The organism is Brevundimonas vesicularis, from assembly GCF_900445985.1.
Classification (GTDB): Bacteria; Pseudomonadota; Alphaproteobacteria; order Caulobacterales; family Caulobacteraceae; genus Brevundimonas; species Brevundimonas vesicularis_D.
On sequence record NZ_UAQP01000005.1, the window covers coordinates 1,546,856 to 1,572,364 of the forward strand.

29 protein-coding genes are annotated in these 25,509 nt (G+C 67.2%); 10 read left to right on the forward strand and 19 right to left on the reverse strand.

Going from position 1 to position 25,509, the window contains the following annotated elements; translation table 11 throughout:
- Positions 1–7 precede the first annotated feature (7 nt).
- From DT343_RS07700 to DT343_RS07710, 3 genes are read right to left on the reverse strand one after another with little or no spacing between them, the layout of a single operon-like run.
- Positions 8–367 carry a bleomycin resistance protein gene (locus DT343_RS07700; RefSeq protein WP_054765689.1) on the reverse strand — a complete coding sequence of 120 codons (360 nt, stop codon included), beginning with the start codon at positions 365–367 and terminating at the stop codon, positions 8–10.
- Positions 368–401: 34 nt separating this feature from the next.
- Positions 402–620 (reverse strand): GDCCVxC domain-containing (seleno)protein, encoded by a 219-nt coding sequence (locus tag DT343_RS07705; protein WP_054765688.1) that lies wholly within the window; start codon positions 618–620, stop codon positions 402–404.
- On the reverse strand, positions 617–1,003 hold the full coding sequence (locus DT343_RS07710; protein ID WP_066624881.1) for an MFS transporter permease: 387 nt from the start codon (positions 1,001–1,003) through the stop codon (positions 617–619). Before DT343_RS07710 ends, DT343_RS07705 begins: the two co-directional genes overlap by 4 nt.
- Before the next feature lie 62 nt (positions 1,004–1,065).
- On the opposite strand from DT343_RS07710, the gene DT343_RS07715 reads away from it, so the two are divergent.
- Positions 1,066–1,473, forward strand: coding sequence for a MerR family transcriptional regulator (locus DT343_RS07715; RefSeq protein WP_054765686.1), 408 nt, complete (start codon positions 1,066–1,068; stop codon positions 1,471–1,473).
- A gap of 43 nt (positions 1,474–1,516) precedes the next feature.
- On the opposite strand, the gene DT343_RS07720 is transcribed toward DT343_RS07715, so the two are convergent.
- Positions 1,517–2,044, reverse strand: coding sequence for a manganese efflux pump MntP (locus tag DT343_RS07720; protein WP_258522524.1), 528 nt, complete (start codon positions 2,042–2,044; stop codon positions 1,517–1,519).
- 259 nt (positions 2,045–2,303) lie between these two features.
- Here DT343_RS07720 and DT343_RS07725 point away from each other — a divergent pair, with 259 nt between their 5' ends.
- Both DT343_RS07725 and dmeF read left to right on the forward strand, forming a co-directional pair.
- Positions 2,304–2,579, forward strand: coding sequence for a metal/formaldehyde-sensitive transcriptional repressor (locus DT343_RS07725; protein ID WP_054765685.1), 276 nt, complete (start codon positions 2,304–2,306; stop codon positions 2,577–2,579).
- 10 nt (positions 2,580–2,589) lie between these two features.
- Positions 2,590–3,546, forward strand: coding sequence for a CDF family Co(II)/Ni(II) efflux transporter DmeF (gene dmeF / locus DT343_RS07730; protein ID WP_054765684.1), 957 nt, complete (start codon positions 2,590–2,592; stop codon positions 3,544–3,546).
- A 12-nt stretch (positions 3,547–3,558) separates the two neighbouring features.
- On the opposite strand, the gene DT343_RS07735 is transcribed toward dmeF, so the two are convergent.
- Positions 3,559–3,972 carry a four-helix bundle copper-binding protein gene (locus tag DT343_RS07735; RefSeq protein WP_054765683.1) on the reverse strand — a complete coding sequence of 138 codons (414 nt, stop codon included), beginning with the start codon at positions 3,970–3,972 and terminating at the stop codon, positions 3,559–3,561.
- A gap of 353 nt (positions 3,973–4,325) precedes the next feature.
- Between DT343_RS07735 and DT343_RS07740 the strand changes: the two genes are divergently transcribed.
- Positions 4,326–4,547, forward strand: coding sequence for a TIR domain-containing protein (locus tag DT343_RS07740; protein ID WP_220116513.1), 222 nt, complete (start codon positions 4,326–4,328; stop codon positions 4,545–4,547).
- A gap of 86 nt (positions 4,548–4,633) precedes the next feature.
- Here DT343_RS07740 and DT343_RS07745 read toward each other — a convergent pair whose 3' ends face one another.
- Positions 4,634–5,161, reverse strand: coding sequence for a toll/interleukin-1 receptor domain-containing protein (locus DT343_RS07745; protein ID WP_054765679.1), 528 nt, complete (start codon positions 5,159–5,161; stop codon positions 4,634–4,636).
- 371 nt (positions 5,162–5,532) lie between these two features.
- Between DT343_RS07745 and DT343_RS07750 the strand changes: the two genes are divergently transcribed.
- Positions 5,533–6,384: a DUF2971 domain-containing protein gene (locus DT343_RS07750; protein ID WP_054765678.1), complete on the forward strand. Its 852-nt coding sequence runs from the start codon at positions 5,533–5,535 to the stop codon at positions 6,382–6,384.
- A 72-nt stretch (positions 6,385–6,456) separates the two neighbouring features.
- Here DT343_RS07750 and DT343_RS07755 read toward each other — a convergent pair whose 3' ends face one another.
- Positions 6,457–7,176 carry a hypothetical protein gene (locus DT343_RS07755; RefSeq protein WP_112862342.1) on the reverse strand — a complete coding sequence of 240 codons (720 nt, stop codon included), beginning with the start codon at positions 7,174–7,176 and terminating at the stop codon, positions 6,457–6,459.
- 66 nt (positions 7,177–7,242) lie between these two features.
- On the opposite strand from DT343_RS07755, the gene DT343_RS07760 reads away from it, so the two are divergent.
- The 4 genes from DT343_RS07760 to DT343_RS17485 are packed head-to-tail and all read left to right on the forward strand — an operon-like array spanning position 7,243 to position 11,268.
- The gene (locus tag DT343_RS07760; RefSeq protein ID WP_112862343.1) at positions 7,243–8,439 is read left to right on the forward strand and encodes a CBASS cGAMP synthase; all 1,197 of its coding nucleotides are present in this window, start codon (positions 7,243–7,245) and stop codon (positions 8,437–8,439) included.
- Entirely contained in the window at positions 8,436–10,106 is a 1,671-nt protein-coding gene (locus DT343_RS07765) for a ThiF family adenylyltransferase (RefSeq protein ID WP_003169300.1), read from the forward strand. Before DT343_RS07760 ends, DT343_RS07765 begins: the two co-directional genes overlap by 4 nt.
- Before the next feature lie 32 nt (positions 10,107–10,138).
- The gene (locus tag DT343_RS18025; protein ID WP_368731204.1) at positions 10,139–10,615 is read left to right on the forward strand and encodes a Mov34/MPN/PAD-1 family protein; all 477 of its coding nucleotides are present in this window, start codon (positions 10,139–10,141) and stop codon (positions 10,613–10,615) included.
- A complete protein-coding gene (locus DT343_RS17485) occupies positions 10,615–11,268 on the forward strand; it encodes a hypothetical protein (protein ID WP_181669139.1) in 654 nt (217 codons plus the stop codon). Before DT343_RS18025 ends, DT343_RS17485 begins: the two co-directional genes overlap by 1 nt.
- A 191-nt stretch (positions 11,269–11,459) precedes the next feature.
- Here the strand turns inward: DT343_RS17485 and DT343_RS07780 are convergent, their stop codons facing one another.
- The 12 genes from DT343_RS07780 to DT343_RS07835 form a co-directional block, all read right to left on the reverse strand.
- Positions 11,460–13,493, reverse strand: coding sequence for a ParB/RepB/Spo0J family partition protein (locus tag DT343_RS07780; protein WP_112862344.1), 2,034 nt, complete (start codon positions 13,491–13,493; stop codon positions 11,460–11,462).
- Positions 13,494–13,857: 364 nt separating this feature from the next.
- Entirely contained in the window at positions 13,858–14,988 is a 1,131-nt protein-coding gene (locus DT343_RS07785) for an acyltransferase family protein (RefSeq protein WP_112862345.1), read from the reverse strand.
- Positions 14,985–15,395 carry a hypothetical protein gene (locus tag DT343_RS07790; RefSeq protein ID WP_112862346.1) on the reverse strand — a complete coding sequence of 137 codons (411 nt, stop codon included), beginning with the start codon at positions 15,393–15,395 and terminating at the stop codon, positions 14,985–14,987. Before DT343_RS07790 ends, DT343_RS07785 begins: the two co-directional genes overlap by 4 nt.
- A 4-nt stretch (positions 15,396–15,399) precedes the next feature.
- Positions 15,400–15,843: a CopM family metallochaperone gene (copM, locus tag DT343_RS07795; protein WP_112862347.1), complete on the reverse strand. Its 444-nt coding sequence runs from the start codon at positions 15,841–15,843 to the stop codon at positions 15,400–15,402.
- A 70-nt stretch (positions 15,844–15,913) separates the two neighbouring features.
- A complete protein-coding gene (locus DT343_RS07800; RefSeq protein WP_112862348.1) occupies positions 15,914–16,825 on the reverse strand; it encodes a cation diffusion facilitator family transporter in 912 nt (303 codons plus the stop codon).
- Positions 16,822–17,424 carry a cation transporter gene (locus tag DT343_RS07805; protein WP_112862349.1) on the reverse strand — a complete coding sequence of 201 codons (603 nt, stop codon included), beginning with the start codon at positions 17,422–17,424 and terminating at the stop codon, positions 16,822–16,824. The genes DT343_RS07800 and DT343_RS07805 overlap by 4 nt, the downstream gene beginning before the upstream one ends.
- A complete protein-coding gene (locus tag DT343_RS07810) occupies positions 17,424–20,645 on the reverse strand; it encodes an efflux RND transporter permease subunit (RefSeq protein ID WP_112862350.1) in 3,222 nt (1,073 codons plus the stop codon). The genes DT343_RS07805 and DT343_RS07810 overlap by 1 nt, the downstream gene beginning before the upstream one ends.
- Before the next feature lie 11 nt (positions 20,646–20,656).
- Complete coding sequence (locus DT343_RS07815; protein ID WP_112862351.1) at positions 20,657–21,856, reverse strand: efflux RND transporter periplasmic adaptor subunit; 1,200 nt, start codon at positions 21,854–21,856, stop codon at positions 20,657–20,659.
- Positions 21,856–23,109, reverse strand: a complete 1,254-nt coding sequence (locus DT343_RS07820; RefSeq protein ID WP_112862352.1) for a TolC family protein — start codon at positions 23,107–23,109, stop codon at positions 21,856–21,858. Before DT343_RS07820 ends, DT343_RS07815 begins: the two co-directional genes overlap by 1 nt.
- A 58-nt stretch (positions 23,110–23,167) precedes the next feature.
- Positions 23,168–23,521 carry a hypothetical protein gene (locus DT343_RS07825; protein WP_181669140.1) on the reverse strand — a complete coding sequence of 118 codons (354 nt, stop codon included), beginning with the start codon at positions 23,519–23,521 and terminating at the stop codon, positions 23,168–23,170.
- 106 nt (positions 23,522–23,627) lie between these two features.
- Positions 23,628–24,281 carry a class I SAM-dependent methyltransferase gene (locus tag DT343_RS07830; protein WP_112862353.1) on the reverse strand — a complete coding sequence of 218 codons (654 nt, stop codon included), beginning with the start codon at positions 24,279–24,281 and terminating at the stop codon, positions 23,628–23,630.
- Positions 24,278–24,928, reverse strand: a complete 651-nt coding sequence (locus tag DT343_RS07835; RefSeq protein WP_112862354.1) for a cation transporter — start codon at positions 24,926–24,928, stop codon at positions 24,278–24,280. The genes DT343_RS07830 and DT343_RS07835 overlap by 4 nt, the downstream gene beginning before the upstream one ends.
- 73 nt (positions 24,929–25,001) lie before the next feature.
- On the opposite strand from DT343_RS07835, the gene DT343_RS07840 reads away from it, so the two are divergent.
- Positions 25,002–25,481, forward strand: coding sequence for a MerR family transcriptional regulator (locus tag DT343_RS07840; protein WP_112862355.1), 480 nt, complete (start codon positions 25,002–25,004; stop codon positions 25,479–25,481).
- Positions 25,482–25,509: the final 28 nt, after the last annotated feature.

Sequence of the window (25,509 nt, forward strand, 5' to 3'; positions counted from 1 at the left end):
CGAAGCCTCAGTTCTGGATCAGGCGGATCAGGGTTCCGTCCGGGTCGATGAGCGCGCCGATCCGCATGCCCGACTCCTCGATCTTGGGCGCGTGCAATCGGGGTTGGCCCCAGCACGTCTCCGGCAGTCCGGTGCCAAGGCACACGGCGTAGAACGCGTCGAGATCGTCAAGCCGCAGGCAACAGCTGAAGTTGCTGGTCAGCGGATCAAGTTCCGGGTGCGGGAAGAACTCAAGCGTCAGCCCGCCCCGTTTCAGGATCATCCACCCTTCGTCGCGCCAGCCCTGCTGGAAGCCCAGTCGAGTGTAGAACTGGGACGTAGCTTCGAAATCCCGCGACGGCAGGTTGGGCGTGGCGTGATCGGTCACGGCGAACTCCGGAATGCAGCAGTGCCGCCTAAGCCTAGCCGCAACAGCCCTTTCCATCCACCTGGATCGGCGGACACGGCACGTCGGCATAGGAGCAGAACACGCAGCAATCGCCGGGTTGAGGCTTCAGCTTCACGCCGCAACCGAGGCAATCGTAAAACCAGATGCAGGCGTCGGTGGGCATGGTCTCGGTCGCGACGTGACCGCAGTGCGGGCAGGTCAGCGTCGATTCCAGAACGATGGCGGGGCTCATCGCATGGCCGCCAGTCGCGGCATGGCCCATGGTTCGATGTAGGGCTGCCAGGCCAGGGACAGGACGATCAGCAGGCTGGCGATCACCAGCAGCCAGAACGCCAGACGCGAGGGCCGGCGGCAGGATGCGTCCTTCCGACACATCCGCAGGCGACGCCAATGCAGCAGCCAGCCGGCGGCCAAGATGACGGCGGCCAGAAGCGTCAGCCAGGTTCGCGCGCCCGCGATGACCGCGGCGCCGGCGAAGGACACGCCCGCCACCGAGAGAGCCAGAGGCAGTACACAGCACGCGGCCCAGGCGAACACCGAGGCCACACCGCCGATGGCGGCCGAGGCGCTGACGGCGACCTCAGGAATGTTGGGCCGGTCTTGATCGATGGCCATGGGGCCTCCCGTTCGATTTCTGCTACAGGCTACAACCCGTAGCCGCTACGGGATCAAGAGCCATGTCCGCACGAAGTTTGACGATCGGGCGCCTCGCAGAGAGCGCCGGGGTGAACTTGGAAACGGTGCGCTACTACGAGCGGATCGGCCTGATGCCCGCCCCGGCCCGCACCGAGGGCGGACACAGGAGCTATGAGCCGGAACACGCCCAACGCCTGCGCTTCATCCGCCGGTCCCGCGAACTGGGATTCGGCATCGACGCCATTCGGCGGCTGATCGCGTTGAGTGAGCCGGGCGTCCAGGCCTGCTGCGAAGTCCGCGACATGGCCCAGGACCACATCGCCAGCGTGGACGCCAAAATCGCGGATCTGGAGCGGCTCCGGACGGTGCTTAAGCAGGCCGTCGCGGACTGCAGCGAAGGCGGGCGGGTTCGGTGTCCGGTGATCGCAGAACTCGGATCGATCGCATAGGTGATGACCTGCGCACCCTGTCGAGCCGGTAGGGTCCTGGCAATCACGCGCCGATGACGCCGAGGTGCTCAAGCAGGATCATCAGACCGAGCGCGACAAGCGCGAGCCCTCCCAGAAGCTCGGCGATCTTGCCAAAACGCTGGCCGACGGCCCGGCCAATCAGCATGCCGATCGTGGTCAGCAGGAAGGTCGTGACGCCGATTGAGGCCGCGATAACCCAGATATTGGCTCCGATGAAGGCCAGGCCGACGCCAACAGCCGCCGCGTCGATGCTGGTCCCGACCGCCATGGCGATCAGCGCCCAAGGTCCGGACCGGCGTGGGGCATCCTCAGCCAGGGGACGGGTCGCTTCCCAGATCATCTTGCCGCCAACAGCGGCGAGGAGGCCGAAGGCGATCCAATGATCCACGCGTTCGACGAGGCCTGCAGCGACCATGCCGAGCCCCCAGCCAATCACCGGGGTGATGGCCTCGATACACCCGAATACCAGGCCTGCCTTCACGGCGCCGGCCAGGTTCGGTCGATGCAAAGCACCACGCCCAACGGCGGCGGCGAAGGCGTCGGTAGACATGCTGAGAGACAGAACGGCGATGGCGACAGGAGTCATGACGAGCATCCACCCGGCAACGAACAGCGCTTCCCTCCCCGGCCGGTGCGGCGGTGGGACGCGCTGGTCTCGCTAGGCGGCGGTTCCGCTGGTCGGACCGCGCGCCGAAACGCGAGTGTGTTGATCCGACCCCGGCGATCAGACGCCGGAAGCTACTCCCCAACAGGAAGCGGCCTCATAGGAGGTGTCGCGCGCCGGTGCAAGATACTATAGGGGAGTATCCATGGCGCATACCTCCACGAACAAGAAGAAGCTCGTCGCGCGGGTCCGGAGGATCTCGGGTCAGCTCAGCGCAATAGAGCGCGCCATCGAGTCTGAAGCCGGGTGTTCGCAAATCCTGCAGCAGGTCGCGGCCGCGCGGGGCGCCATGGGCGGGCTTCTGGAAGAGTTGATTGAAGACCATCTGCGCCACCACGTCGCTCATCCCGATCTGAGCGAGGACGCCCGGCAGGGCGGCGCCGACGAGTTGATCGCCATCATTCGCCGCTATTCAAAGTAAGGCCCGCGCCATGTCCGCGTCCGAGACCGACTATCTGACCCACGACCACTATTTCCTCAGCCGTTCGCACGACGACAGCGCACGGCGAACGCTGTGGGTGGTCGGCCTGACGGCCGTCATGATGGTCGGGGAGATCATCGCCGGCCTAGTCTACGGCTCGATGGCCCTGCTGGCCGACGGCTTTCACATGGCGACCCACGCCGGCGCCCTGGCCGTTGCGGCCGGCGCCTACGCCTACGCCAAGCGGCATGCCGCCAACCGGCGCTTCAGCTTCGGGACCGGCAAGGTCGGGGACCTGGCGGGGTTCGCCTCGGCGCTGGTTCTGGGCATCGTGGCGCTCGGGATCGCGGGAGAGTCCATCGGCCGCCTGATCGATCCGCGCTCGGTCGCCTTCGGCCAGGCGACGCTGGTCGCCATCCTGGGTCTCGTGGTCAATCTGGTCAGCGCCGTCCTTCTGTCCGGCGGGGGGCACCACCACGGTCGTCATGGCCACGGGCATGGCCATCACCACGACCACGATCATCACGACGACCATGATCACCAGCACGGTCATGGCGGCCATCGCGACAACAACCTGCGCGCCGCCTACATCCATGTGCTGGCCGACGCCCTGACCTCGGTGCTGGCGATCATCGCCCTGCTTGCGGGCCGCTATATGGGATGGGTCTGGCTAGACCCGCTGATGGGCATCGTCGGCGCGATCGTCATCGCCCGGTGGTCGTGGTCCCTGATGCGCGACACCGCCGCGGTGCTGCTCGACACAACGGACACCGCCATCGAGGCCGAGGTCCGCGAATTCGTCGAGGGGCCGGGCGACGCCCGGATCACCGATCTGCACGTCTGGCGCATCGGGCCGGACGCGCACTCGGCTATCGTCAGCGTGACCGGGGCTGTGGATGTCGCGACCGTTCGCGACCGGCTGAGGCCGGTCCACGAGCTCGGGCATCTGACGGTCGAGTGCCGTTGACGGCGATCGGCCTCAATGGCGTGACGGTGTGATCGAGGAGGCAGCCTCGCGGCAAGCGTTTTCGCAGCGGCGGCATTCCTCGGCGCAGATGCGGCAATGCTCGTGCATCTCGGCGTGTTTCTCACATTCGACAGCGCAATCCGCGCAGGCCTCGGCGCAAGTCTCGAGCATGCGCTGGATCAGTGTCTCGTGGCTGCCGGCGCGACGCGCGGCGAGGCCGGCCGTGGCCAGGCAGACGTCGGCGCAATCAAGATTGAGGCGGATGCACTGGGTGAGATCCTTCACCATATCCTCGGCCAGGCAGGCATCGGCGCAGATGTGGCACACCGCGGCGCAGCCGTAAGCCGCTTCGATCGCGCGAACGAGACTGTCGTTGACGCTTCCGCGCACGTCGGGATGGGTGCTGATCATTGGTTGGATTTGCATCGGAGGGCTCCTTGGTTGATCGGAGTCCAACCCAAGCGCCGCGACGGGGTTCCGAATGGCGACGCCTCCGGATATCCCGCGGATGACCATCGCCTCCTCCCTGGGGCTACGGACAGATAAGACTGCGGTGAAGCGCCAAAGAGCGGACATCAGTCCGCCGCCGAGAACTAGATGTTTCGACAAAATCGAAGTTGTCCGCACGCGGCGGCGGACCAACATACATCGTATGGCTGGCTGTCCGATCGCGAACCCGTAGTGGCGGGAATATCCGACAACCGTAGCCGTTGACTCGGAGGACCGCCGAGCGCAACCCAAGCGTTAGCAAGGGGCGATTCAGACCCGTGGAGGGAAACATGGCACGTCGGGTGTTCTTCAGTTTTCACTATCAACGCGACATCTGGCGTGTGAATCAGATTCGCAACATCGGCGAGATCGTGGGCACCGCGGCGGTCGGGTTCCATGACGCCTCGCTCTGGGAAGAAGCCAAAAAGAAGGGCGATACGGCGATCAAGAAGATGATCGACGACGCGCTGCTCAACACGTCGGTTATCGCCGGATCGTTTGGGGCCAGATGAAGGGCAGCGACCAAGACATCTGGATGGTACTAAATCACAAAGCGAACACCGCAACGCCTCTCCGGAAATGGCTGACGGGTGGGTAGCTAGGTCGTGGGTCTAAGCTTATCAGCGCCACGCCGCCATTCATCATAGGACTTGTACGACCCCATCTCCGTGCGTCGTACTTGGTTCACGAATATGCTGGGGCTGCCGCTTAGGTTTGCGAAGTCTATCTTGGGATAAATCTCTAGATACTCTTCGCCTGTGAAGTCGAGTTCGCCCGTTGGAGGGATCAGCGGAAGGATCGCGACGTTGCCGTTATGGCCGTCGAAAAAACCGAGCTCCCACGGCATCCACCTCGACCGCCTCGAATGTCGGGAAAAGAGATAGAAGCAGGCGTCGCACTTCCTCATACGATGCCGCAACCTCTCTGCCGTAGCGCCGGTGACTGCGTTTCGGTCAAGGTTCGGATCGCTGATCCAGTCCACGTAGACGGTCTTTCCGGCCTCCTCCAGGATCCGCTTCACCCCCATGACGAGACTAGCGTCCCGAACGGAATGGGAGAGGAAAATGTCGAAGCGATCTGTCAGGGCGCTCAGCGCGGAGTCGAGAGCGAGCGCGAACGCCAGCACATGAGCGGGCTCGTCCTCTGCTACGCCAGCGCGAGCGCGGGCTTGAGCTTCAGTTAGATACATACGGTCAAGCTGAAGCGTAGACCCGCCCGTGTCCAATTGGAGATTGAGTAGGCATCGGAAGTCCGGGGTTCAGCAACTCGAAGCGGTTTGACGCCCTGCTCCCCGAAGCGCGATCTTGTTTTTGAAGGACCTGCCGCCGGGAGGCCGACAATGCAGCGGCCTTCATTGCGCTGGGTACTGCGGAGAGCGCCACAAGCGAACCAAGAGCGACGGCTCTATAGCGGATGTCAAATCCGGATCTGCGTGAGCGACACTTCCAATCCCTTCCAGCCATATTCTCTTTAGCAACGGCAGGTCATAACTTCCGCATGGCCTTGCCTTGGGACTTCAGCTCGGACCACTGTCCGGTCGTATACCACTACACCTCGATCGAGGCGGCGCGGGCGATCGTTGAAAACCGGACCTTTCGGCTCTCCGAGTATACCGCGCTGAACGACGCTTCGGAGTTTTCGTATGCTCGTGATCGACTGATCGGCCTTATGCGGGATCGACAGGTCTACACGGACCTCACGACCCGCATTTTCGTCGTGTCGGAGCTTGAGGGGCTGACCGCAAACACCGGCCTCATGATCGGGTCATTGACTCCTCGGCGCGACGATCTGGGGCAGTGGCGAAGCTACGCGGGCGATGGTGGCGGGTGCGTTCTGGGCTTGGACGCACGGCATCTCGAACACGACGCCGGCGTCGCGATCCGGACCGTGGTTTACGACGAAGCCTTGGTCGACCGAATGCTCTGTCTCGGCTTGGGCGTCGTCCAGCAACAGCTAGAGGATGATCCTGACGATCACCCGACGCTTTCGGACTATGCGCGGCGCCTGTGCGTCGACCTCTTTTCGATGAAACACCCTGGCTTCGCGGACGAGCGCGAAGTGCGGATATCGCGGATGCTAGTTCGCAATGGCGACGGCGCACTCGAGGACGTTGGTGGAAATCGGACGGGCGGAGAAAAGACACCTGCGCTTCCAGTGGGTCTTCGCGCCGGCCGTTTCGGGCCGACGCGATATGTGGATGTGCCCCTCGCCCGCCAGGATGGTTCGTCGGCGATAGTCAGCGTCGGCATGGGCCCGACCATGTCTGCGGACGCCGCCCCTGAGGCCAGCGACTTCTTCCAGTCTCACGGGCTCGAAATCTGGCGCTCCTCGCTCCCATACCGGGCTTGATATTCAGAAAGCCGCTTCTGCTGGGCCGAAAGGCCCGTTCTGGTGACGGCCCGACCCCGCGATGGCGACCTGCTAGCGCTTTATCAAGCCGAATGTCAGAGGCGTCCAAAAGTCGGCGCGGATCCGAGTGAGACGCAGGACACCTGCGGTATTCAGGCCCCGACTCCAAGCCCGGTTAGTCCAAGTCGGCCCGGCCATAGCCAGACCTCCACTTGCCTGTGAGCGCAAGGACAGGGTTGCGGCTCCGTCGAAACAGCCGACATCGCCGGCCTTGGGGTTCAACACCCGCCCCTCGAAGACATAGCTGAGGACGGCGTCCCCGGCTTCGTTCGCCGGCCTTAGTTCAACGGCCTTCAGGGTTGATATCTGATAGCGATCGTCGGCACTTTCGAGTTCGAGATAAATCCGGGCGAACGTGGTCCGGATTTTCACCGACACGGGAACCTCGACCAAGTCCGGCAAGGGCCTAGCCAAGTCATCCACGTCGAGAGCGGGTGCGCCAGCCTGTTTGGCCGCCTCCTTAAGCCGCTCGACGACGGACCAATTCGAGGCGACCACGCCCGACCACTCCCCGTCAAGCTGCGGAGCCTTGCGTTGAAAATAGGGGACAAGCCACAGCAGCCGCCAGATCGGCGTCGCGACGAAAACCGTCACTAAAAGCGAGGTCAGGCTCATACCGCTTTGCAATGACGGGAGGATTTCGCTTCCGACCAACAAGCGCGCGCCAATGATCGCGACGCAGATCACCAAAGCTGCCGTGAGCCAAGCCTTCCAACCCAGAACGGAATGCATTTCGCCCCCTTGCGGTCACAATCTTTAACCCTAGATGTAGGGTTGGGGAGCGCTCAGGACAACAACATGCGGTATAATGCACATCGGCTTCTTCATCAGGCGGCGAATCAACCGTGCCTGAGATGCGAACTGGTTATCACCGACGCGCAGAAGCACAAACTCCAGACCGCACAGAAGCTGGTCCGCAACGCGCTTCGTGCAGGGCTGCGGGTGGCCGGTGCCTATCTGACCCAGGACGAGGTCCCTCTGGTCAAGGCGCACGGGGTTCCGGACCCCGCCGCCCTGTCCTTTACCCCGAAGTTCCGCACCCAAGGATCTTGGGCGTACGGCACGCTGAATCAGCCCGCGAAGGCCTGTCAGCAACTCGACCTCGATGACGGCATGTATGTCCCCATGTCGATCGTCGGGCTCAACCCGGCCGTGGCCTCGAACACGCTGTTCGCGATCGTCGAACGCATCCTGGGCGCCCTCTGCGACGCCCAAGGCTGGACCCTCGACACAAGCAAAAGCATCTGCGTCCGGGTCGTGATTGATGCGGAAGCGCACCTCGACCTCAACATCTACGCCATCCCTGACGTGAAGATGGCCCTACTTGAAAAAGCCTTTCATGCGGCGGCCAATCGCGCAATGGACGGCTCCGCGTTCTCGTCCCCGCCGCCCGAAATCCGGCTCGATCCGAGCGAGATCTATGTCGCCCACCGGACTACAGGCTGGGAGCAGTCGGACCCGCTGGAACTCGAGGACTGGTTCGTCAATGCGGCGGCGCGTCATGCCAGCTGGACCGACCTAAAGCGGCTTACTCGCTATCTCAAGGCGTGGCGGGACTACCACTGGGACAGCTGTCGTTTGAGCTCTCTGGTCCTGATGGTCTGCGCTGTTGAAGCCTTGGACGAAGCCAATACCCCGCCCCAGCCTGGGCGGGACGACGACGGGCTGCTGGTGGTGGCCCGCGCCCTGTCCGCCAAGATCGCGGGCGTGGTGTGGAACCCGGTGGTTGACGACAAGGCCCTGAACGACAACTGGACCACAACCGAGCAGAACCAGTTCGAACTCAAAGCGCGCGCCCTCGCCAGTGAATTGGACGGTGCTCTCAACAACGAGACCAGCATCTTCAATGTCGTCGAGCGCTTCCGCAGGCTCTTCGGTCATCGGGTGCCGGACAACGCCGCTCTTGTGTCGCCCATCGCATCCGCAAGCCAGGTGCGCTCCACCGTTGCAGCGCAAAGCCCATCGCCCCGGGTGGGGTCCCAGACCTCCGGGTGACGCCTCTGGAGACCCGCGCTTGGGCGGCCCTCGACGCCGCCCTCAAGGCGCGAGGGTTCGCCTATGTGCAAAGCCGACGCGGGATCACCCGCTATCGCGGCGACCTCCGGTCGGGGAGGACCACCATCGCGGTCGCGGTCTGCGTGACTGATCCGGTGATGACGACGCCACCGAAGATCTATGTCGAAGACCTCGCGATCCGCAGGCGCCTTTTGGCCCACCTGAACGCCGATGACAGCCTCTGCTTCGCCGAGAAAGAGGTCGAGGAATATGATCCCTACAATGCCGGAGGGGCCATCCTTAGGGTGCTCGAGTCCGCCAAAGAGACGCTCGACCAAGTGCTCCACGCTTCCACGCTCGCCGACCGCCAAAGGGAGTTCGTCTCCTACTGGAACCCTGACACCTATCTCTATACGGACCTCCCCGCAGGGTTCTCCGGTCGCGCGCGCTGCTGCACCTGGAACAGGGTCGGCGGGCGAGACAGTTTGGTGATCACGACACCAGAACGGGTTAGCCGATGGAGCCGGGACAAGCCTGACGATGTACGGCAGGCATATGTGCTGCGCGGCAACCGCCCTTTCGACATTCGGCGAGGCGGAGGGCCGGGCAAAACCCTCGCCACGCTAAAGACTTGGATCGCGCATTTCGTCGATGAGCCGGACGCCATCGCCCACGCATTTGCGCCTGCCTTGGTGGACAAGGGGCACATCATCCTTGCGGCCGAGAACGGGGTCGTCGCCGCGTCATTCAAATGGCCCGAGTTCGCCAGGATCGCCTATGCGAAAGCGCCCCAGAATCGTCGCGCCCGATCCATATCTCACGGAGAGAACGAGATGACCCTCGATCGTGGCCTTGCCGACAGCGTCGCTCTCCCGGACTTGGTCAACGGCCGGCTCAGCGCGCCTTCTCCCCTTATCGGAAAGGCCGTCGCAGTCGTGGGCGCGGGCGCAATTGGTTCCCGAGTCTGCCTAGAGCTGGCGAGGTCCGGCGCCGGTCAATCTCAGCGCCCCATGTTGATCATCGACGGCGATCAGTTCTCGACCGCCAATTTTGGCCGCCATGTCCTGCCGGTTTCCGCGGTTCGCCTCGCCAAGGCCGGCGCTCTCGCCGCCGAAGTTCGACGGCTCCATCCCGACCTGACGGTGGAGGGCGTGGCCACCGACGTGTTCGGGGTCACAGCCCGACTCCAAGACTACGACCTCGTCATCGACGCGACTGGCTCAACACCTGTGGGCCTTCGTCTCAACGATTTGGCCGTAACGACCCGCCGCCTAGGCAAGCCCTTCCCCCCGGTGATCCACGCCGCCATCCACGGCAATGGTCTGGCGGCCCAGACCGTGCTGGTCACCCGCTCAGCCCATGCCTGTCTAAAGTGCTTGCGGCCTAACCACGGCGAACTCAAAGCCAATCCCCTCAAACCCGGCGTGACCACGGCGGTCGAGAGCGGCACCTGCGGCGATGGCGCTCATATCAACTATGCAGCCCCGGCGCCGATGCTCGCTGCCACCCTTGTCGTTCAAGCCGCCCTTGAATGGGCGGCGGCACCCGACATGCCAGGTCCTCGCGTCCGCACTCGGGTGCTGGATCTCGAGCATACGGCTCCTCCGAAGGACCGAAACTGGCCCATCGAGCCGCTTTGTCCGGCCTGCCAAGGCCCGGTGACTTGAGTTTCGGCCCCCGCAACGTCCTTGTCGAACACATGGTGTTGAGCCGCATCAAGGCCATCGCAGAAGCCGCAGCCTTTCGACACGAGGTCGGTGGGATTCTGTTGGGGAGCTATCGTGGCCGCGATCTTCATGTCATCGACGCTTCCGCTCCTCAGAACAGCGACCGTTGGTCCCCGACACGGTTCTGGCGATCTCCAGCCGGTCACCAGGCCTTTGCGGATGCAGCATGGAGACGGTCTGGCGGTCTGGTAACCCATATTGGCGAATGGCATTCCCACCCGGAACTCCGCCCGACCCCCTCGGTGATCGACCGGGCGTCCTGGCTCAAGTCGCGACGTGAGCAGCGACTCCCGCTCGCCTTCCTCATTGTCGGGACCGCCGATGTCTGCGTCTGCGCCGACGCGGAGCTCGGAACGATCCGGGCGCTTGTCCCCATCGACCAAGACGAAATGGGCGTTCTGTTTGGGCATCCCCTGAGCGATCCATCGCGACCTGTGACCGTAAGCTAATGACGAAGGCACGTCTCGATGTTCCCGAAGACTGGATTTCCCGGACGCTGGATCACGCGGTCCAGCGCTATGCGAACCGGACGGGTGAACTATTCTATTTCAGCATGAAGGGTCACCACGAGGCGGTCCGTCACGCTTACGAGGACCTCGGTGGCGAAGGTCAGTGGTGGATCCCCACCTTCAGCAACAATCTGCTCAAGGCCATCGCCCTGACGTTGAACGGCCAGTGGCAGAACGACGTGGTGGAATGGTTGTGCGAAACCCAGGCCTTCGGATCATCAGGTGCCACGGACTTCTCCAAATTCAGGAAAAGCGCGTCGCCGGAAGCGGTCGACAAGCACGTCCGCCGCCTACGGGGATGCGGCCTCTCGACATTCCCGGAATACGCCACGCTCCGGGAACTGCACCTCGTCGCTAATGCGGTGAGGCACGGTCCGGGACGTTCCCTGACCGAACTTTGGGAAGCCCATCCGGAACTGTGGGCACCCGATAGCGAGATCATCCGACTGCGCCCTTGGTACATGCCCGCGAAAGAGCCCTTGTCTCAGTTCATCGTCAGCGAGGCTGACATGAACCGATACAACGATGCGGTTTGCACCTTCTGGAACCGGGTCGCTGAGGCAGCCCTCACGGAGGGTGAAGGATCAGACTGACCTGCGTCAGCGGTCAAAATTAACAGAGTCCGCACCCCAAGATCTCGATACTCGATTTGCTTAGCTACCCGCTCCCGCAAAGCAGACCAGATCGACGACGGCTCAGAGTCACGAGCCGCCATCAAGCCATGAAAAAGCCGCGCGCCCCCAAAGGGCGCGCGGCGAGTTTTCGCTCGATCTGTGCGCTGCGGCTATTCGGCCGCGAACGCATAGGCGTCGTCGTTCGGCGCGGTGCGGGTTTCGTCGTCAGCACCCTCGCCTGCCTCCTGCGCCTCCGCAGGCACACCAGCCTGCGTCCGCAACACCGACGGCAGCCAGCCCCGACCCTCCACTAGCCGTTCCGCCGCCTCGGCCATGTCGCCCTTTCTGAACCCGGCGATCCGGCCCGCTTCCTCCGGATTGACGGCCTCGGTCACCGCCTCCAGCACCCGCGCCTTGGCCACCCGCGAGAAGTAACTGGCCGCCGTCGCCGTCCACGTCCCGGCCATGTCGAGCCCTACAGCCGTCGCCAGCGTCTCGGCCTGCGCCAAGGCGCCGGGCCGCCGGTCGTGCGGATCGCGCACCGCGTAGAGACCGACCCCGGCGCAGCAGGCCATCAGGTCCAACTGCTCCGAAGGCGGCAGCGCGGCCACCACGCCCCAGAGGTCTTCCGGACGCTCGGGAAGGCGCGCACCCCACGCCTCGCACCGGTCGCGGACCCTCCGACCGGCGGGGCTGTCGTCCACCCCCGGCGCCAGCCGCTCCAGCCCCGTGGTCGTCAGCCGAAGCTGCAGGGGCGTCCAGACGCTGTAGCCCGAATAGAAGACCTGCAGGACGAGGGCGTGGACCACGGTGGCCAGCGCCACGTTCACATCGGCCTGCACCGCATCCCGCAGCCCCATGGTCTTGTGGGCGGTCAGGTCGATCAGCAGACGATCCGACAAGGCCGAGGGCGCCTCGTCCTCGGCGGCCTCCGCCTCCGAGCCCGGCGAATTGTCCGCACTCTCGTCCGCCGCCTCTTCCTCCTGCCACGGCGACGGCGGATCGGCGGGCACGTCCTCGGCGCGGACCAGTCCGCGCTCGAAGCGGGCGAGGCCGTCGTGACCCAGCGTCACCACGACCCCGGCCCGCGCCCTGGCCTCGTCGGCATAGGCGAAGTCCGGGCCGAAGGCCTGCAAGGCCTTGTCGATCTCCTCCAGCCGGGCGTCCACCTCGGGGGGGAACATTTCCGCCGCGTCGGTTTCAGAGACGAGGCGGTCGTATTCCTCGGACAGGGCCGCGATTTCGGCGACGTCCGCGTCCGACCGTTCGACCGCCACCGGATAGACCCGCCCGAACGCCGAAACGTCGGGGTAGTCCAGACAGGCCTCGGCCCATTTCCAGCCCTCGCGCTCGCGGGCCTCGTCGGCCAGTCCGGTCAGCTTGTCGCCGACCAGCCGGTCCAGCAGGACCACATCCTCCAGCCAGCCGCCGCCGTCCTCGGTGAACAGGTCGCGCAGCACCCCGCCCCCCTCGGCCTCGTAGGCCTCCACGCCGACGAAGCGGACGCGCCGGTCATCGACGCGGACCTTGGCCTCGGTCATGGCGCGGCGGATGGCGTAGGCCGGGGTGTGCGGCCCGATCTGCTCCAGCACCTGCCGTTGCCGCTCGCGTTCCTCGCTGACGCAGAAGGCGGTCAGTTGGTCGAGCGCCAGCGTCCCCTCCCGATAGGCCGTCGACAACTCCGGCGCCGCCGACCCGAGCCGCAGCCGCTGGCGCACCACATGGGCCGACACTCCGAACCGGGCGCCGATCTCTTCGGGTCCGTAGCCCTTCTCGGCGGCGAGCCGCTGGAAGGCCTCGAACTGGTCGGCGGGGTGCATGGCCTCACGGGTCATGTTTTCGTCGAGGCTGATCTCGTGGGCGTCGTTCTCGGCGTCCACGATGACCCGCACCGGATGGGTCCGCTTGATGGCCTTGCGCTTGGCCAGCAGCCGCAGCCCCTGACGGCGCCCTTCGCCGATGGTCACGAAGTAGTTCCCGGTCGGAACGCCCTCCCCGTCCCGCTCGACCTCGACCACGGGCGGCTGCAACACCCCCTTGGCCTTGATGGAGGCCGCGAAGGCCTCGATGGTCGCCGGGCTGTGCGGGGTCTTCCGGGCGTTCCTCGGCGAGGCCTTGAGCCGGTTCAGCGGCACGATCACCTCCGCGCCGTGCTGCGGCGCGGTCGCTTCGGTCTGGGCGGTTTGGGTGGATTGAGCAGTCATGTCTGCCTCCTTTGGGCAAGGGTTGCAGGCACGCGAACTGCGCGCCTGAAACACTGCCCGTCGGCGAGACCGGGGTAGCAAGGGCCAGGGCGGACCGGCCGGAGGGGGATCGCCCGACCTGCACAAGCCTGACCCTGATGATTGTCATGACGCCGATCGCCGGCGCGGAAGGTCGGGGAGACCGGCCGGTCCGGCGGCGCAGCCGCTTCACCCTGGCCCGCGCGAGGGCGGAGCCCTTAGCCCTTCTGCGACGTCCGCAACGTGTCCTTCTGGCGCGGCGTCGCAGGCTCCAGCTTGAGGAAAACGAACTGACCGGGCCTCGCGTGTGAGGTCGTCGCAACGGGGCTTTTGACCCACGGTCGCGTCAGGCCACCGGCCGATCCGCACTGACCCCCGGCGCAGGCGTCGCAGGCCTCGGCGGGTTCAACCGGGCCTGGACCGGCCGATCGAACCCATACCGGAACGCCGCCGCCCCCATGAACGCCGCCGCCAGACCGGCGGCCCAGACGCCCCAGCGCATCCCGATGGACCAGTCCGACTGTCCGACGGCGTCGAAGACGCCGAACCAGACGATGCGGGCGACTTCATTGGTGAGAAACATCGCGAACGACATCAAGCCGAGGTGTTCGATCAGGCGCGACGAGCGCACCACGGGCAAGGCTCCAGCCGCCCAGATGATGATCGTCATCAGCAGCAGGGAGGCCAGGCCGAAGGGGCCAACGGCCTGACCGAGCGCGAGCGCACCGAAAGCGCCGAGTCCCAAGGCGCCCGCCACGGACGGACGCACGTAGACGCGCACACCGACCACGGCGGCGGCCACGCCCAGCAGGAAGAGCGGAAGGGCGCGGAGGAATCCGAACCGCAGGGGCAGGCGATAGACCGGATCGCCCAGCCAGACGCGGCTGGCGACGTCGGCGGCGAGAAGCAGGGTGATCGCGATCGCGGCCGTGGCCCGGGGTCGGCTCCAGAGCGCCCGGCAGATCCAGGGCAGGAGCAGATAGCAGCCGATCAGAGCCGACAGCGTCCAGGTCGGCGCGTTCCAGCCGACGCCGCCCGGCACGCCATAGGCCTGCACGAGCAAGACCTGGGCGGGCAGCTGGCTCCAGTCGAACCATTGGGGATTGCTCGGTCGGACCCCGGCCAGAGCGGCGGCCGCGACCAAGGCCGCGAGACCGGCGATCACGGCCAGATGGGCCGGGAACACGCGCAGCAGCCGCTGGCGCGCGTAGGCCCCGACGTCGATCCCGCCCGAGGCCAGGCGCTCGCCGTAGATCCGGGCCAGCACATAGCCGGAGTCGATGATGAAGAAATTGGTCAGCAGGAACCCCCGGTCGAACACCGGATGGATCTGTCCGAGCGGCAGCGGGGCCGCTTCCCGGAAGTGGTAGAGGATGATCAGCGATCCCGCGGCGAACCGCAGCACGTCCAGCCACCCTCCGCGGGCGATGCGCGCGGGGCGGCGGGCCTGACCTTCCCCGTCGGAGCTTCTCGTCATTCGCGCTTCCCTGTGGCGGCGGGGCGTTCGTTGGCGTGAGGATGGTCGTGCACGTCCGCCCGCACCCCGTACAGGATGAGCGTTCCGGCGACGCAAAGCACGCCGAGCCCGCCGGCGATCATCAATCCGGCTCGGTCGCGGGGACCGAACACCAGACAGCCGCCCGTCACCAGGCTCATCATCACGCCGTAGCCGATGTAGAGCGGCGTTCCGTAGGCGCCGAGCAGGGAGAAGGCCATGCACAGGACGAAGAAGGCCGCGATCAGGCTGGCGCCGACGGCGATTACGACATCAAGTACTGGCCGGGGCTTCGGCGGCCGGCGCGGGCTCGAGCCGCGGCGGCCCTTGTAGCGCCCTTGGCGCCAGCGGATGCTGCGGCTGCGGACCGTGAAGCGCTTGCCGGCCATCGGGTCAGGGCCGTTCTGAGACTGCCGGCGCGTCCTCGTGCCGCGCCAGCATGATCCGCATCCGCAGGATTTCGGCTTCCTGGGCGCGGATGATCTCCTGCGCGAGACCGCGCACGTCATCCCCCTCGCCCTCCTCCACCGCGATCCTGGCCATGGCGATCGCGCCCTCGTGGTGGGCGATCATGCCGCGCAGAAAGTCGATGTCAGCGTCGCCGGAGTAATCGATGTTCATCGCCTGGTGCATGCGGTCAGCGGCCTCCCGATAGGCCCGCGTCGACGGCGTATCCGAGGGGTCGCCCGCGTGACCGGCGTGGGCGTCGATCGCTCGCGCCTCGACCGGCGGCGGGGCCGAGGCGTCGGGCGCGCCGCGACGGGACAGAATGCCGAAGGCGAAGGCGGCGACGGCGAGGAAGACCGCGATCACCGAGATCCAGCCGGTGCGTTTCATGGCTTTGTCTCCGAGATTTGGACAAGGGGCGGGATCGTGGCGCCGGACCTGGCGGGCTCGTCATTTCGGGTCATGCGTGCAGACCTCCCGCATCCCCGCACGGCTCAAGCTCGGTCTGGACGGTCGTGTGATGCAGGTCGAACCGCTCTTCGAGCATGTCGCCGACGGCCTGTCGGACTGCGTCGGCGTCGGCGCCCTCGACCAGCACGACGTGAACCGTGCAGCTCGCCTGATCCGCCCCCGAGACCCAGACGTGGAGGTCGTGAAGGCTGGCGACCCCGGCGGTGGCGAGGATGGCGGCCCGGACGTCCGACAGGGCCACGCCGCGCGGGGCGCCCTCCAGCAGGATGTGGGTGGTGTCGCGCAGCAGGATCCAAGTCCGGGGCAGGACCCAGAGGCCGATGGCGATCGCGACGATCGGATCGACCCAGCGCCAGTCCGTCACGGTGATGACGACGGCGGCGACGAGGACGCCGAGCGATCCGAGCATGTCCGCCCAGACCTCGAGATAGGCGCCCTTGACGTTGAGGCTGCGATCCTTGCCGCTCGACAGGATGCGCATGGAGATCAGATTGATCACCAGGCCGGCGGCGGCGACGATCAGCATCCCGATCGAGCCGACGGGCTCGGGATCGAGGATGCGCTTGATCCCCTCATACAGGACGTAGCCGGCGACGACGAAGAGCAGCACGGCGTTGAACGCCGCCGCCAGGATCTCGAACCGGCGATAGCCGAAGGTGCGCTTCTCGTCCGCCGGCCGCTGGCCGATCTTGATCGCCAGCAAGGCGATGGCCAGGGCCGCCGCGTCGGTGAACATATGCGCCGCGTCCGACAACAGGGCGAGGCTGTTGAACACCAGGCCGCCGATGACCTCGACGATCAGGAAGGTTCCGGTCAGCGCCAGCGCGATCGTGAGCTGCCGGGCGTTCGCGCCGGCGGTGTGGTCGTGGGCGTGGCCGTTCGAGTGGTCGTGACTGGTCATGAAGCGCGTTCCTCTGGCTGTTCGGAGGCGGCGTTGGCGTCGCGGAGAATCTCGACGCCGCCCTTGATCGCGATCGCCGCGACGAGGACGCCGACGACGAGGTCGGGCCAGGCCTGGTCGAGCCAGAGGACCAGACCGCCGGCGACGAGGATGCCGCCGTTGGACGCGAAATCGTTGAAGCTGAAGGTCTCGGCCGCCTTCATGTTGACGTCGCCGCTGTGCTGGCGGCGGATGAGCTGCAGGCAGATCAGATTGACCACGGCGGCGACCAGGGCGAGCGCCATCATGGTCGGACCGATCGGCTCGGTCCCGGTGATCACGCGGCGCACGGCATCGACGAGGACGCCGGCGGCGAAGACCAGCAGCATGACCCCCGACACCCTCGCGGCGCCCCGCTTCCAGCCTCCTGTCCGCCCGATGGCCAGAAAGCTGATCAGATAGACCGCCGCGTCCGAGGCGTTATCCAGCGCATTGGCCAGCAAGGCGCTGGAATCGGCCGACACGCCGCCGATTCCGAGCGCCGCCGCCAGGCCGGCGTTGAGGCCGAGAACCGTCAGCAGCGTCCGGCGCTGCCGACGGTCATCCTGGGTCCGGGCCATCAGTCCTCGATCCCTTCGTCCTTGCGGTGACGCACCGCCCTCGCCGCGAAGGTCGGCAGGACCAGCAGGGTCAGGGCGGTGGCGGTGATCAGGCCGCCGATGACCACGGTCGCCAGCGGCTTCTGGACCTCGGCCCCGGCGCCGTGGGCGATGGCCATCGGAATGAATCCGACGATCGCCACCATCGCGGTGGTGAGCACCGCGCGCAGGCGGCTGGACGCGCCCTCGATGGCGGCGTCGCGGGGGGGCAGGCCCGCCTGGAGCCGCTCGCGGATAGCCTGCATCAGAACCAGGCCGTTGAGCGTCGCCACGCCGGAGACGGCGATGAAGCCGACCGCCGCCGAGACGGAGAACGGCATGCCGCGCAGGAGCAGCGCCAGCGCCCCGCCCACCAGGGCGAGCGGCACGCAGGCGAACACCAGACCGGCCTCGGCGAAGGAGCCCAGCGCCATGAACAGCAACACGCCGATCAGGACGAAGACGATCGGGATGACCAGGCCCAGCCGCTGTTCGGCGCGCTTGAGGTTTTCGAACTGGCCGCCCCAGTCCAGGCGGACGCCCGGGGGGAGCTGAACCTGATCGACCGACCTCTGGGCGTCGGTGACGAAGCCGCCCAGATCACGACCTCGCACATTGGCCTGGACCACCATGCGTCGGCTGCCGTCGTTGCGGCTGATCTGGTTCGGTCCCTCGGCGCTCTGGATGCGCGCGACCGAGGACAGGGGCACGGTCACGCCGGTCGAGGACACGATCGGCAAGGCCGCGAGCGCCGCCGGATCATTGCGCGCGGCGTCCGGCAGACGGACCACGACGTCGAAGCGCCGGTCGCCCTCGAAGATGCGGCCCGCCTCGGCGCCGCCGATGGCGGCGGACACGGCTTCGGAGACGTCGGCCGCCGACAGGCCGTAACTGGCCGCGGCGAAGCGATCCACGCTGATCGTCAGGGTCGGCAGGCCGGACGCCTGTTCCACCCGCACGTCGGCCGCCCCGTTCGTCTGGCGCAGGGCGTTGGCCACCTGGTCGGCGACCCGCTGCATGGTGGCGAAGTCGTCGCCATATACCATGACCGCCAGATCGGTCCGCACCCCGGAGATCAGCTCGTTGAACCGCAATTCGATCGGCTGGCTGAATTCGAAGTTGTTGCCGATCTGCCGCGACGCGACGTCCTCGAAGCGAGCGATCAGCTCTTCCTTCTCCAGACCCGGGTTGGGCCAGTCCTTGCGGTCCTTCAGGACGATGACGCTGTCGGAGATGTTGGGCGGCATGGGATCCACCGCCGCTTCGGCGGTGCCGGTCCGCGAGAACATGGTCTCCACTTCCGGCTGGGCCTTGATCGCCCGCTCGATCGCCATCTGCATGGCGAGCGACTGCTCGAGCGACGCCGACGGAACCCGCAGCGCCTGCATGGCGATGTCGCCCTCGTCCAGGGTCGGGATGAACTCCCGGCCGAGGGTGGTGAAGGTGACGCCGCCGACGACCAGGGCGCCCAGCGCGGAAAAAAGGACGATCTTCGGACGATCGACGGCCGTGCGAATGGCCGGAGCGATCCAGCGGCGCGCGTGGCGCAGCAGGACGGTCTCGTGCTCGTGGGCGTGGCCGTGGTCGTCGACCTCGACCGTCTTGGGATCCCGCACCAGGAGCGCCGTCATCGCCGGCACGAAGGTGAAGGAGAAGATGAAGGCGCCGACCAGGGCCAGCATGACCGTCGCGCCCATCGGGATGAAGGTCTTGCCTTCGACCCCTTCCAGCATCAGCAAGGGGGTGAACACCAGCAGGATGATCAGCTGACCGAAGGCGGCCGGCTTGACCATCTGGCGCGCCGCCGCGGCGGCGACGCCGAGACGCTCGTGCCGCGTCAGCATGCGCCCCGCCTCCGCGCGCTTCTGACTGAGCATCAGCAGGGTGTTCTCCACGACGACCACGGCGCCGTCGACAAGGAGCCCGAAGTCCAGCGCGCCGAGGCTCATCAGATTGCCGCTGATGCCGAACCGGTTCATGCCGATGACGGCGAACAGGAAGCTGATCGGGATCATCAACGCCGTGATGCTCGCCGCCCGGATGTTGCCGAGCAGCAGGAAGAGCACGACGATGACCAAGAGCGCGCCTTCGGTCAGATTGCGCGCCACCGTGGCGATGGTCGAGTTCACCAGGGCGCTTCGGTCCAGCACCGTCACGGCCTCGATGCCGGGCGGCAGGGTCTTCTGCACCTCCTCGAGCCGGTCGCCGGCGGCCTGGGCCACGGTGCGGCTGTTGCCGCCCGCGATCATCAGGGCGGTGCCGAGGACCGCTTCGTGTCCGTCGCGGCTGGCGCCGCCCAGACGCGGGGCCTGGCCGACCTCGACGGTGGCGACGTCGGCGACGCGGACCACAAGGCCGCTTCGATTGACGACAGGTGCCTGGGCGAGGTCCTCCACGGTCGAGGCCAGCGCGTCCGTGCGAACGGTCAGGGCCTCGCCCGCACGCTGCACGTAGCCGGCCCCGGCCTGGGTGTTGGCCCGGTCGAGCGCCTGGATGAGGTCGCCCATGCCGAGCCCGTAGGCCGACAGACGCGCCGTATCCGGACGAACCGCGTATTCCTTCACATAACCGCCGACCGTGTCGACGCCGGCCAGGCCGGGCGCCGTCCGCATCTGCGGAGCGATGATCCAGTCCTGCACGGTGCGCAGATAGGTGGCGCGCTGTTGCGGGGTGGTGAGGAGATCGCCTTCAGGCGTCAGATAGGCGCCGCCGGCCTGCCAGCCGGTCTGGCCCGGCTTGGCCAGGTTGGCGCTGTTGAACGGCTTGTAGTCCACCGTCCACATCAGCACCTCGCCCAGGCCGGTGGTGATGGGCGCCAGCGCCGGTTCGACACCTTCGGGCATCGTCTCGCGCGCCTGCGCCAGTCGTTCGGCGACCTGCTGACGGGCGAAATAGATGTCCGTCTGGTCGGTGAAGATGACGGTCACCTGGCTGAAGCCGTTGCGGCTCAGCGACCGGGTCGAGGTCAGGCCGGGGATGCCGGCCATGGCGGTCTCGATGGGATAGGTGACCTGACGTTCGATCTGTTCGGGGGCCAGGGCCGGGGCGACGGTGGTTACCTGCACCTGACGGTTTGTGATGTCCGGCACGGCGTCGATCGGCAACCGTGTCAGTTCGAGGAGGCCGTAGGCCGCGACGAGCGCCGTGGCCAGGACGATGAACCATCGGAATTTGACCGAGAGTTCGATGATGAATTTGAACATGCGCGCGTCCCCTAGTGGCCGTGCTCGGCCTCGCCCTTGGCGAGTTCGGCTTTGAGGAGGAAGGCGTTGGTTCCGGCGACCCGTTCGGACCCGTCGAGCCCACGCAGGATCTCCGTCCGCCCCCCGGCCTGGCGGCCGACGAGCACGGGGCGGGCCTGGAACCCGTTCGGAACCTGGACGAAGACGACGCTGGCGCCGTCGACGGTCTGGATGGCTTCCGTGGGCACGGTCATCCCGCCGACGGCTTCGCCGGTCACGACAGCGCCGGTGACGGCGGAGCCGGCCGGCGGCAGGGTCGCTCCCGTTGGGCGCGCCCGGATCACGGTGGCGCCGCTTTCCGCGCCCGCCCCGGCGGCGACGCCGGTGACGACGGCGTCGAAATCGCCCGCGGGGCTGGAGACCCGCAAGGTCGATCCCGCGCGGACGAGCGCCGCAAGGTGCGGCGGCGCGTTGAACACGAGTTCGACGCGGGCGGGGTTGGTCACCTCGGCGATCACGCCGCCCTGCGGGACGAAGCCGCCCGGGCCGACCTGAACGCTGGTGACCACGCCGGCGATCGGGCTGTTCACGCTCAGCCGTCCGGCGGCGTTGGGCGATCCGGCCGCGCTCGACCGCGCGCGGGCCGCTCGGGCCGCCGCCTCGGCGCTCAGCAGCTGCGCCCGGGACGCCTCGACCTCTTGCCGGGCGACGACGCCCTGGTCGGCGAGGTTGCTGTTGCGCTGATAGGCCTGGCGCGCGACTTCGGACTGGGCCGCGGCCGCATCCGCGTCGGCGCGGAAGGTGGCCGCGTCGCCGCTCACGAGGCTGGCCAGGGGCTGGCCGATCCGAACGGACTGGCCGGGCGCCACCAGCACCCGTTCCACCCGTCCGCCGACGGACGCGGCGACGGCGGCGCGGGCGTCGATCATGGGCTCGACGCGACCGGAGAGCCGGGTCTCGGCGCCCCCGCCCCGACCGACGCCGACGACGACCAGATTGGCGGCCTGGGCCTGGGCGGCGCTGAGAGCGACGAAGCCCTCGGGCGCTTCGGCCTCGCCTTCGGCGTGACCGCCCTCCTCTTCGGCGTGACCGGCTTCGCCTTCAGCCGCCGCGCCTTCGGCGGCGGGCGGATCCGACCGCCCCATGGCGAGGTAAAGACCCCCGGCCCCGAGGATGACGAGGGCGGCGACCCCGCCGATCAACAAGGTCTTGTTGGAAGTGCGCTTGCGCATCATTGGGCTCCTTGGAAGGGGGCGCGGCCGTCCTGGCGCGCGAGATCGATTTCCGCGCGGACCCGGGCGAGGCGGGCGTCCACGGCGGCGGTTCTGGCGTTGACCAGGGCGGTGCGGGTCGCGCGAAGCTCGAGCTGCGAGATCCGGCCCGCCTCGAAGCCCATCCGCGAGAGGCGGTAGGCTTCTTCGGCGGAGGTCACCCCGGCGTCGGCGGCGTTGACGCGGCTCACCGAGGCGCGGAGGCGCGCCTGTGCTGCGGCCCGGTCCGCCTGGGCTTCCTGACGGGCGGTCATCAGCCGGGCGTCGGCCGCCCTGAAGTCCGCCTGGGCGGCTTCGATGTTGCCGCGGTTCCGATCGAACAGCGGCAGGGGCAGGCTGAGGCCGAAGGTCAGCGCCGTCGCGTCTTCCGCCTCGTAGCGGCGAAGTCCGACGCTGGCGCTGACGTCCGGTCGCGACCGGGTGCGTTCGACCGCGATGCGGCTTTCGGCGGCCGAGCGCTCAGCCTCGGCCACGCGCACGGTCGGCGTCTGGTCCGTCGGCGCAAGCGCGGCCGCCGGCGCCAGGTCCAACAGGCTGGCCTCGATGGTCGTCACCGGCTCGATGAGCATGGCTACGGCCGTGAGTCGCGCGAAGGCGGCTTCCCGTTCGGCGATGGCTTCATCGAGACCAGCGCGCGCGGCGGCCGCTTCGCTCTCGCCCTGGATGCCGCGCAGAAGCGGCTCGCGCCCCTCCTCCACCAGCACGAGGGCGGCGCGGGCGTCGGCCAAGGTAAGGCTCAGAGTCTCTTCCGCCAGCATCGCGCGACGTTCGGCCGCTTCGGCGTCGGCGTAGACCAGCGCCAACCGTCCAGCGGCGTCGACTACGGCGAGGTCCCGCCGCAGCGACGCGGTTCCCGCATCCGCGCGAGCTGCATTGATCCGAGCCGTACGCCGGCCCCAGAGCTCAAGATCCTGGGTGACCGAGAGCGTGGTCTCGGCGTTGTCATAACCCGAGAAGGGACCGCTTCCGAACGCATTCTCGGCGTCCAGGGCGAGGGTCGGGTTGGGGCGGACACGCGCCTGCCGAGCCCGCGCTTCCGCGGCGTCCACGAGCGCCCCAGCTTCCAGTGTGGCAGGGGTCTGATCCAGTCGGGCGAGGAGCTCGGCGAACGAAGGGGCGGGGTCAGCCCAGGCGGGGCTGGCCAGCACAGCCGCGAAGGCGGCGAGCGCGCAGCCGAGCGCGAAGCGTGGCGGCCGGCGATATGAGGGAGGCATGATTCATCTTCCAGAGGGAGTGACACGAGAGAGCCCGCGCGGACGCGCGGTCGCCGTGTCAGGCTCTGGGCGGTCGAATCAGGCCATCGGGGGCGATGGAGGCCCGCACCTCGCTGACGGGGAAGGCATGCACGGGTCGCGAATAGACCTGCAGGGGAAGATCGTCCCCCGCCTCGGCCCGCGCGGAGGCGGTGTGATGGCAATGGCCGTGCGCGCAGATGCCGTTTTCGGCGGAGCCGGTGTGATCGCCCTGGCTTGGATCATGATCCACGGAAGCGTGCGCCGCCGGGAGTTCCGGCATGCAGGTCGCGGCGTCGGCGACCGGCACGACGAAGAAGGCTGCGACCACCAAGGTCGCCGCCAACACCAGTTTCGCCCATGTCGTCATCGACCAGGTCATCGCGAGCTGCATACTTTTGTTCGTTCCGGGGAGCAATGCGTTACACAGTACAGGGCCCCATCTGGTCCGGCCCTGTTCACCTGACCGGGCCCGGGCCAAGTCTGTCTGCGACGACCGGTCACGGCCGCACCGCCCGGTAGAGGGAGATGGATCCGGTCGGGGTTGGAAAAACCGTCGTCTCCTCGATTTCTGCGAACCCGACCTCGGCGAGCAGGACAGGGATCACGCCGTCGGCGTTGGGCTGGGTGTCCGCGTGGCCGTCCAGCGCCTGGATGATGCGGAACGCCGTGCGCATCGCGGCTGTCCGTTGCAGGCCGTGGTCGGCGATGTGAAGACGACCGCCCGGCTTGAGCGCACGCAGGCAGGCGGCCAGACCGGCGCGCTTCTCCGGCAGGGGCAGTTGGTGGAACACCAGGCTCGAGACGATTTTGTCGGCGCCCGCCTCACCCACGATCCGGCCCACATCCCGCGCGAAGCCTTCGACGAACTCGACCTCGACCCCGAGCGACCGCGTCTTGACGCGCGCCCGGTCGAGGATATCGCCGTCAGGATCGATCCCGATCACCTGGCTCCCCGGCGCTTGCTTCTTGATCAGGGCGGCCAGGCTGCCGGTGCCGCAGCCGATGTCGACGATGCGGTCGCGGGCGCGCGGATCCAGCGCGGTCAACAGGGCCTCGCGCCAGATCCGCTCCCGCGTCAGCAGGGCGATCGCGGGATCATAGAGGCCGCTGAGCCAGCTGTGGCCGAGCGCCGGCGTGAAGGTCGCCGTCATCCCGCCGCCCTCAGCTCGGCCTGCGACTGACGGATGATCGACCAGGCCGACTGCAGGAAGACGACCGCCAGGATGGCGCCGGCGATCAGGTCGGGCCAGCGGGAGGCCGTCAGCCAGACGAGTCCGCCCGCCGCGGCGACGACCAGGCTCTCGATCAGGTCATTACGGGTGCAGAGCCAGACGGACCGGACGTTGGCGTCGCCGTCGCGATGGCGCACCAGCAGAAGGGCCGCGATGGCATTGGCGACGAAGCCGAAGAGACCGAGCCCGGTGATGACCGTCCCTTCCGGCGGCGCGCCGGACACTGCGCGCCAGACGGCGAAGCCGAGGATGAACACCGCCAGAAGCGCCAGGCTGGCGCCCTTCACGAGCGCCGCGCCCGAGCGCACGCGGACTGATTTGCCGATGGCCCAAAGGCTGATGGCGTAGGTCGCGCTGTCGGCCAGGAAGTCGAGCGCATTGGCGCCCAGCGAGGCCGAACCCTGCACCAGAGCCCCGCCCGCGACCGCCACGAAGGCGACCGCATTGATGGCGATGACCGCCAGCAGGATGCGGCGATAGGCGGGGGAGGCGCCGTCGAACTTCACCGGCGCGCCGCATCCGCAGCCCGAGGCGGCGGGAACATCCGGGGTCAGGGGCTCGGTCATGAGGGCTCCGTGGTTTTCGGGAGCCTTTGTGCATCCTCTAGCCGCTAGAGGATCAAGCGACTATTTTCAGGTCATGCCCTCCCCGTCCGCGCCCCCCTCCCTTCGCACCATCGGCAAGCTGGCCGCCGCCACCGGCGTGAAGGTCCCGACCATCCGCTTCTATGAGCAGATCGGCCTGTTGCCGGCGGCGCCGCGCACCGCCAGCGACCGACGCCTGTATGACGATGTCGCCCTGCGCCGGCTCTCGTTCATCCGTCACGCGCGCCAGCTCGGGTTCGACATCGACTCGATCCGATCCCTGCTCGACCTGTCGGATCATCCCGACCGGGCTTGCGGCGAGGCCAATGCGATCGCCGAGCGGCATCTGAGCGAGGTCACCGAGAAGATCGCCCAGCTTCAAGCGCTCAAGACGGAGCTGTCGCGCATGACGGCCGAATGCGCCGGCGGCCGGGTCTCCGCCTGCAAGGTCATCGAGGTGCTGCATGACCACGCGTTCTGTAGTCACGGACATGACGCCGTGGGGCGAGCTTCACTTTCGAGCGCGACACCCTGACGCACCAGTGATAATGCGAGCCGTTCAC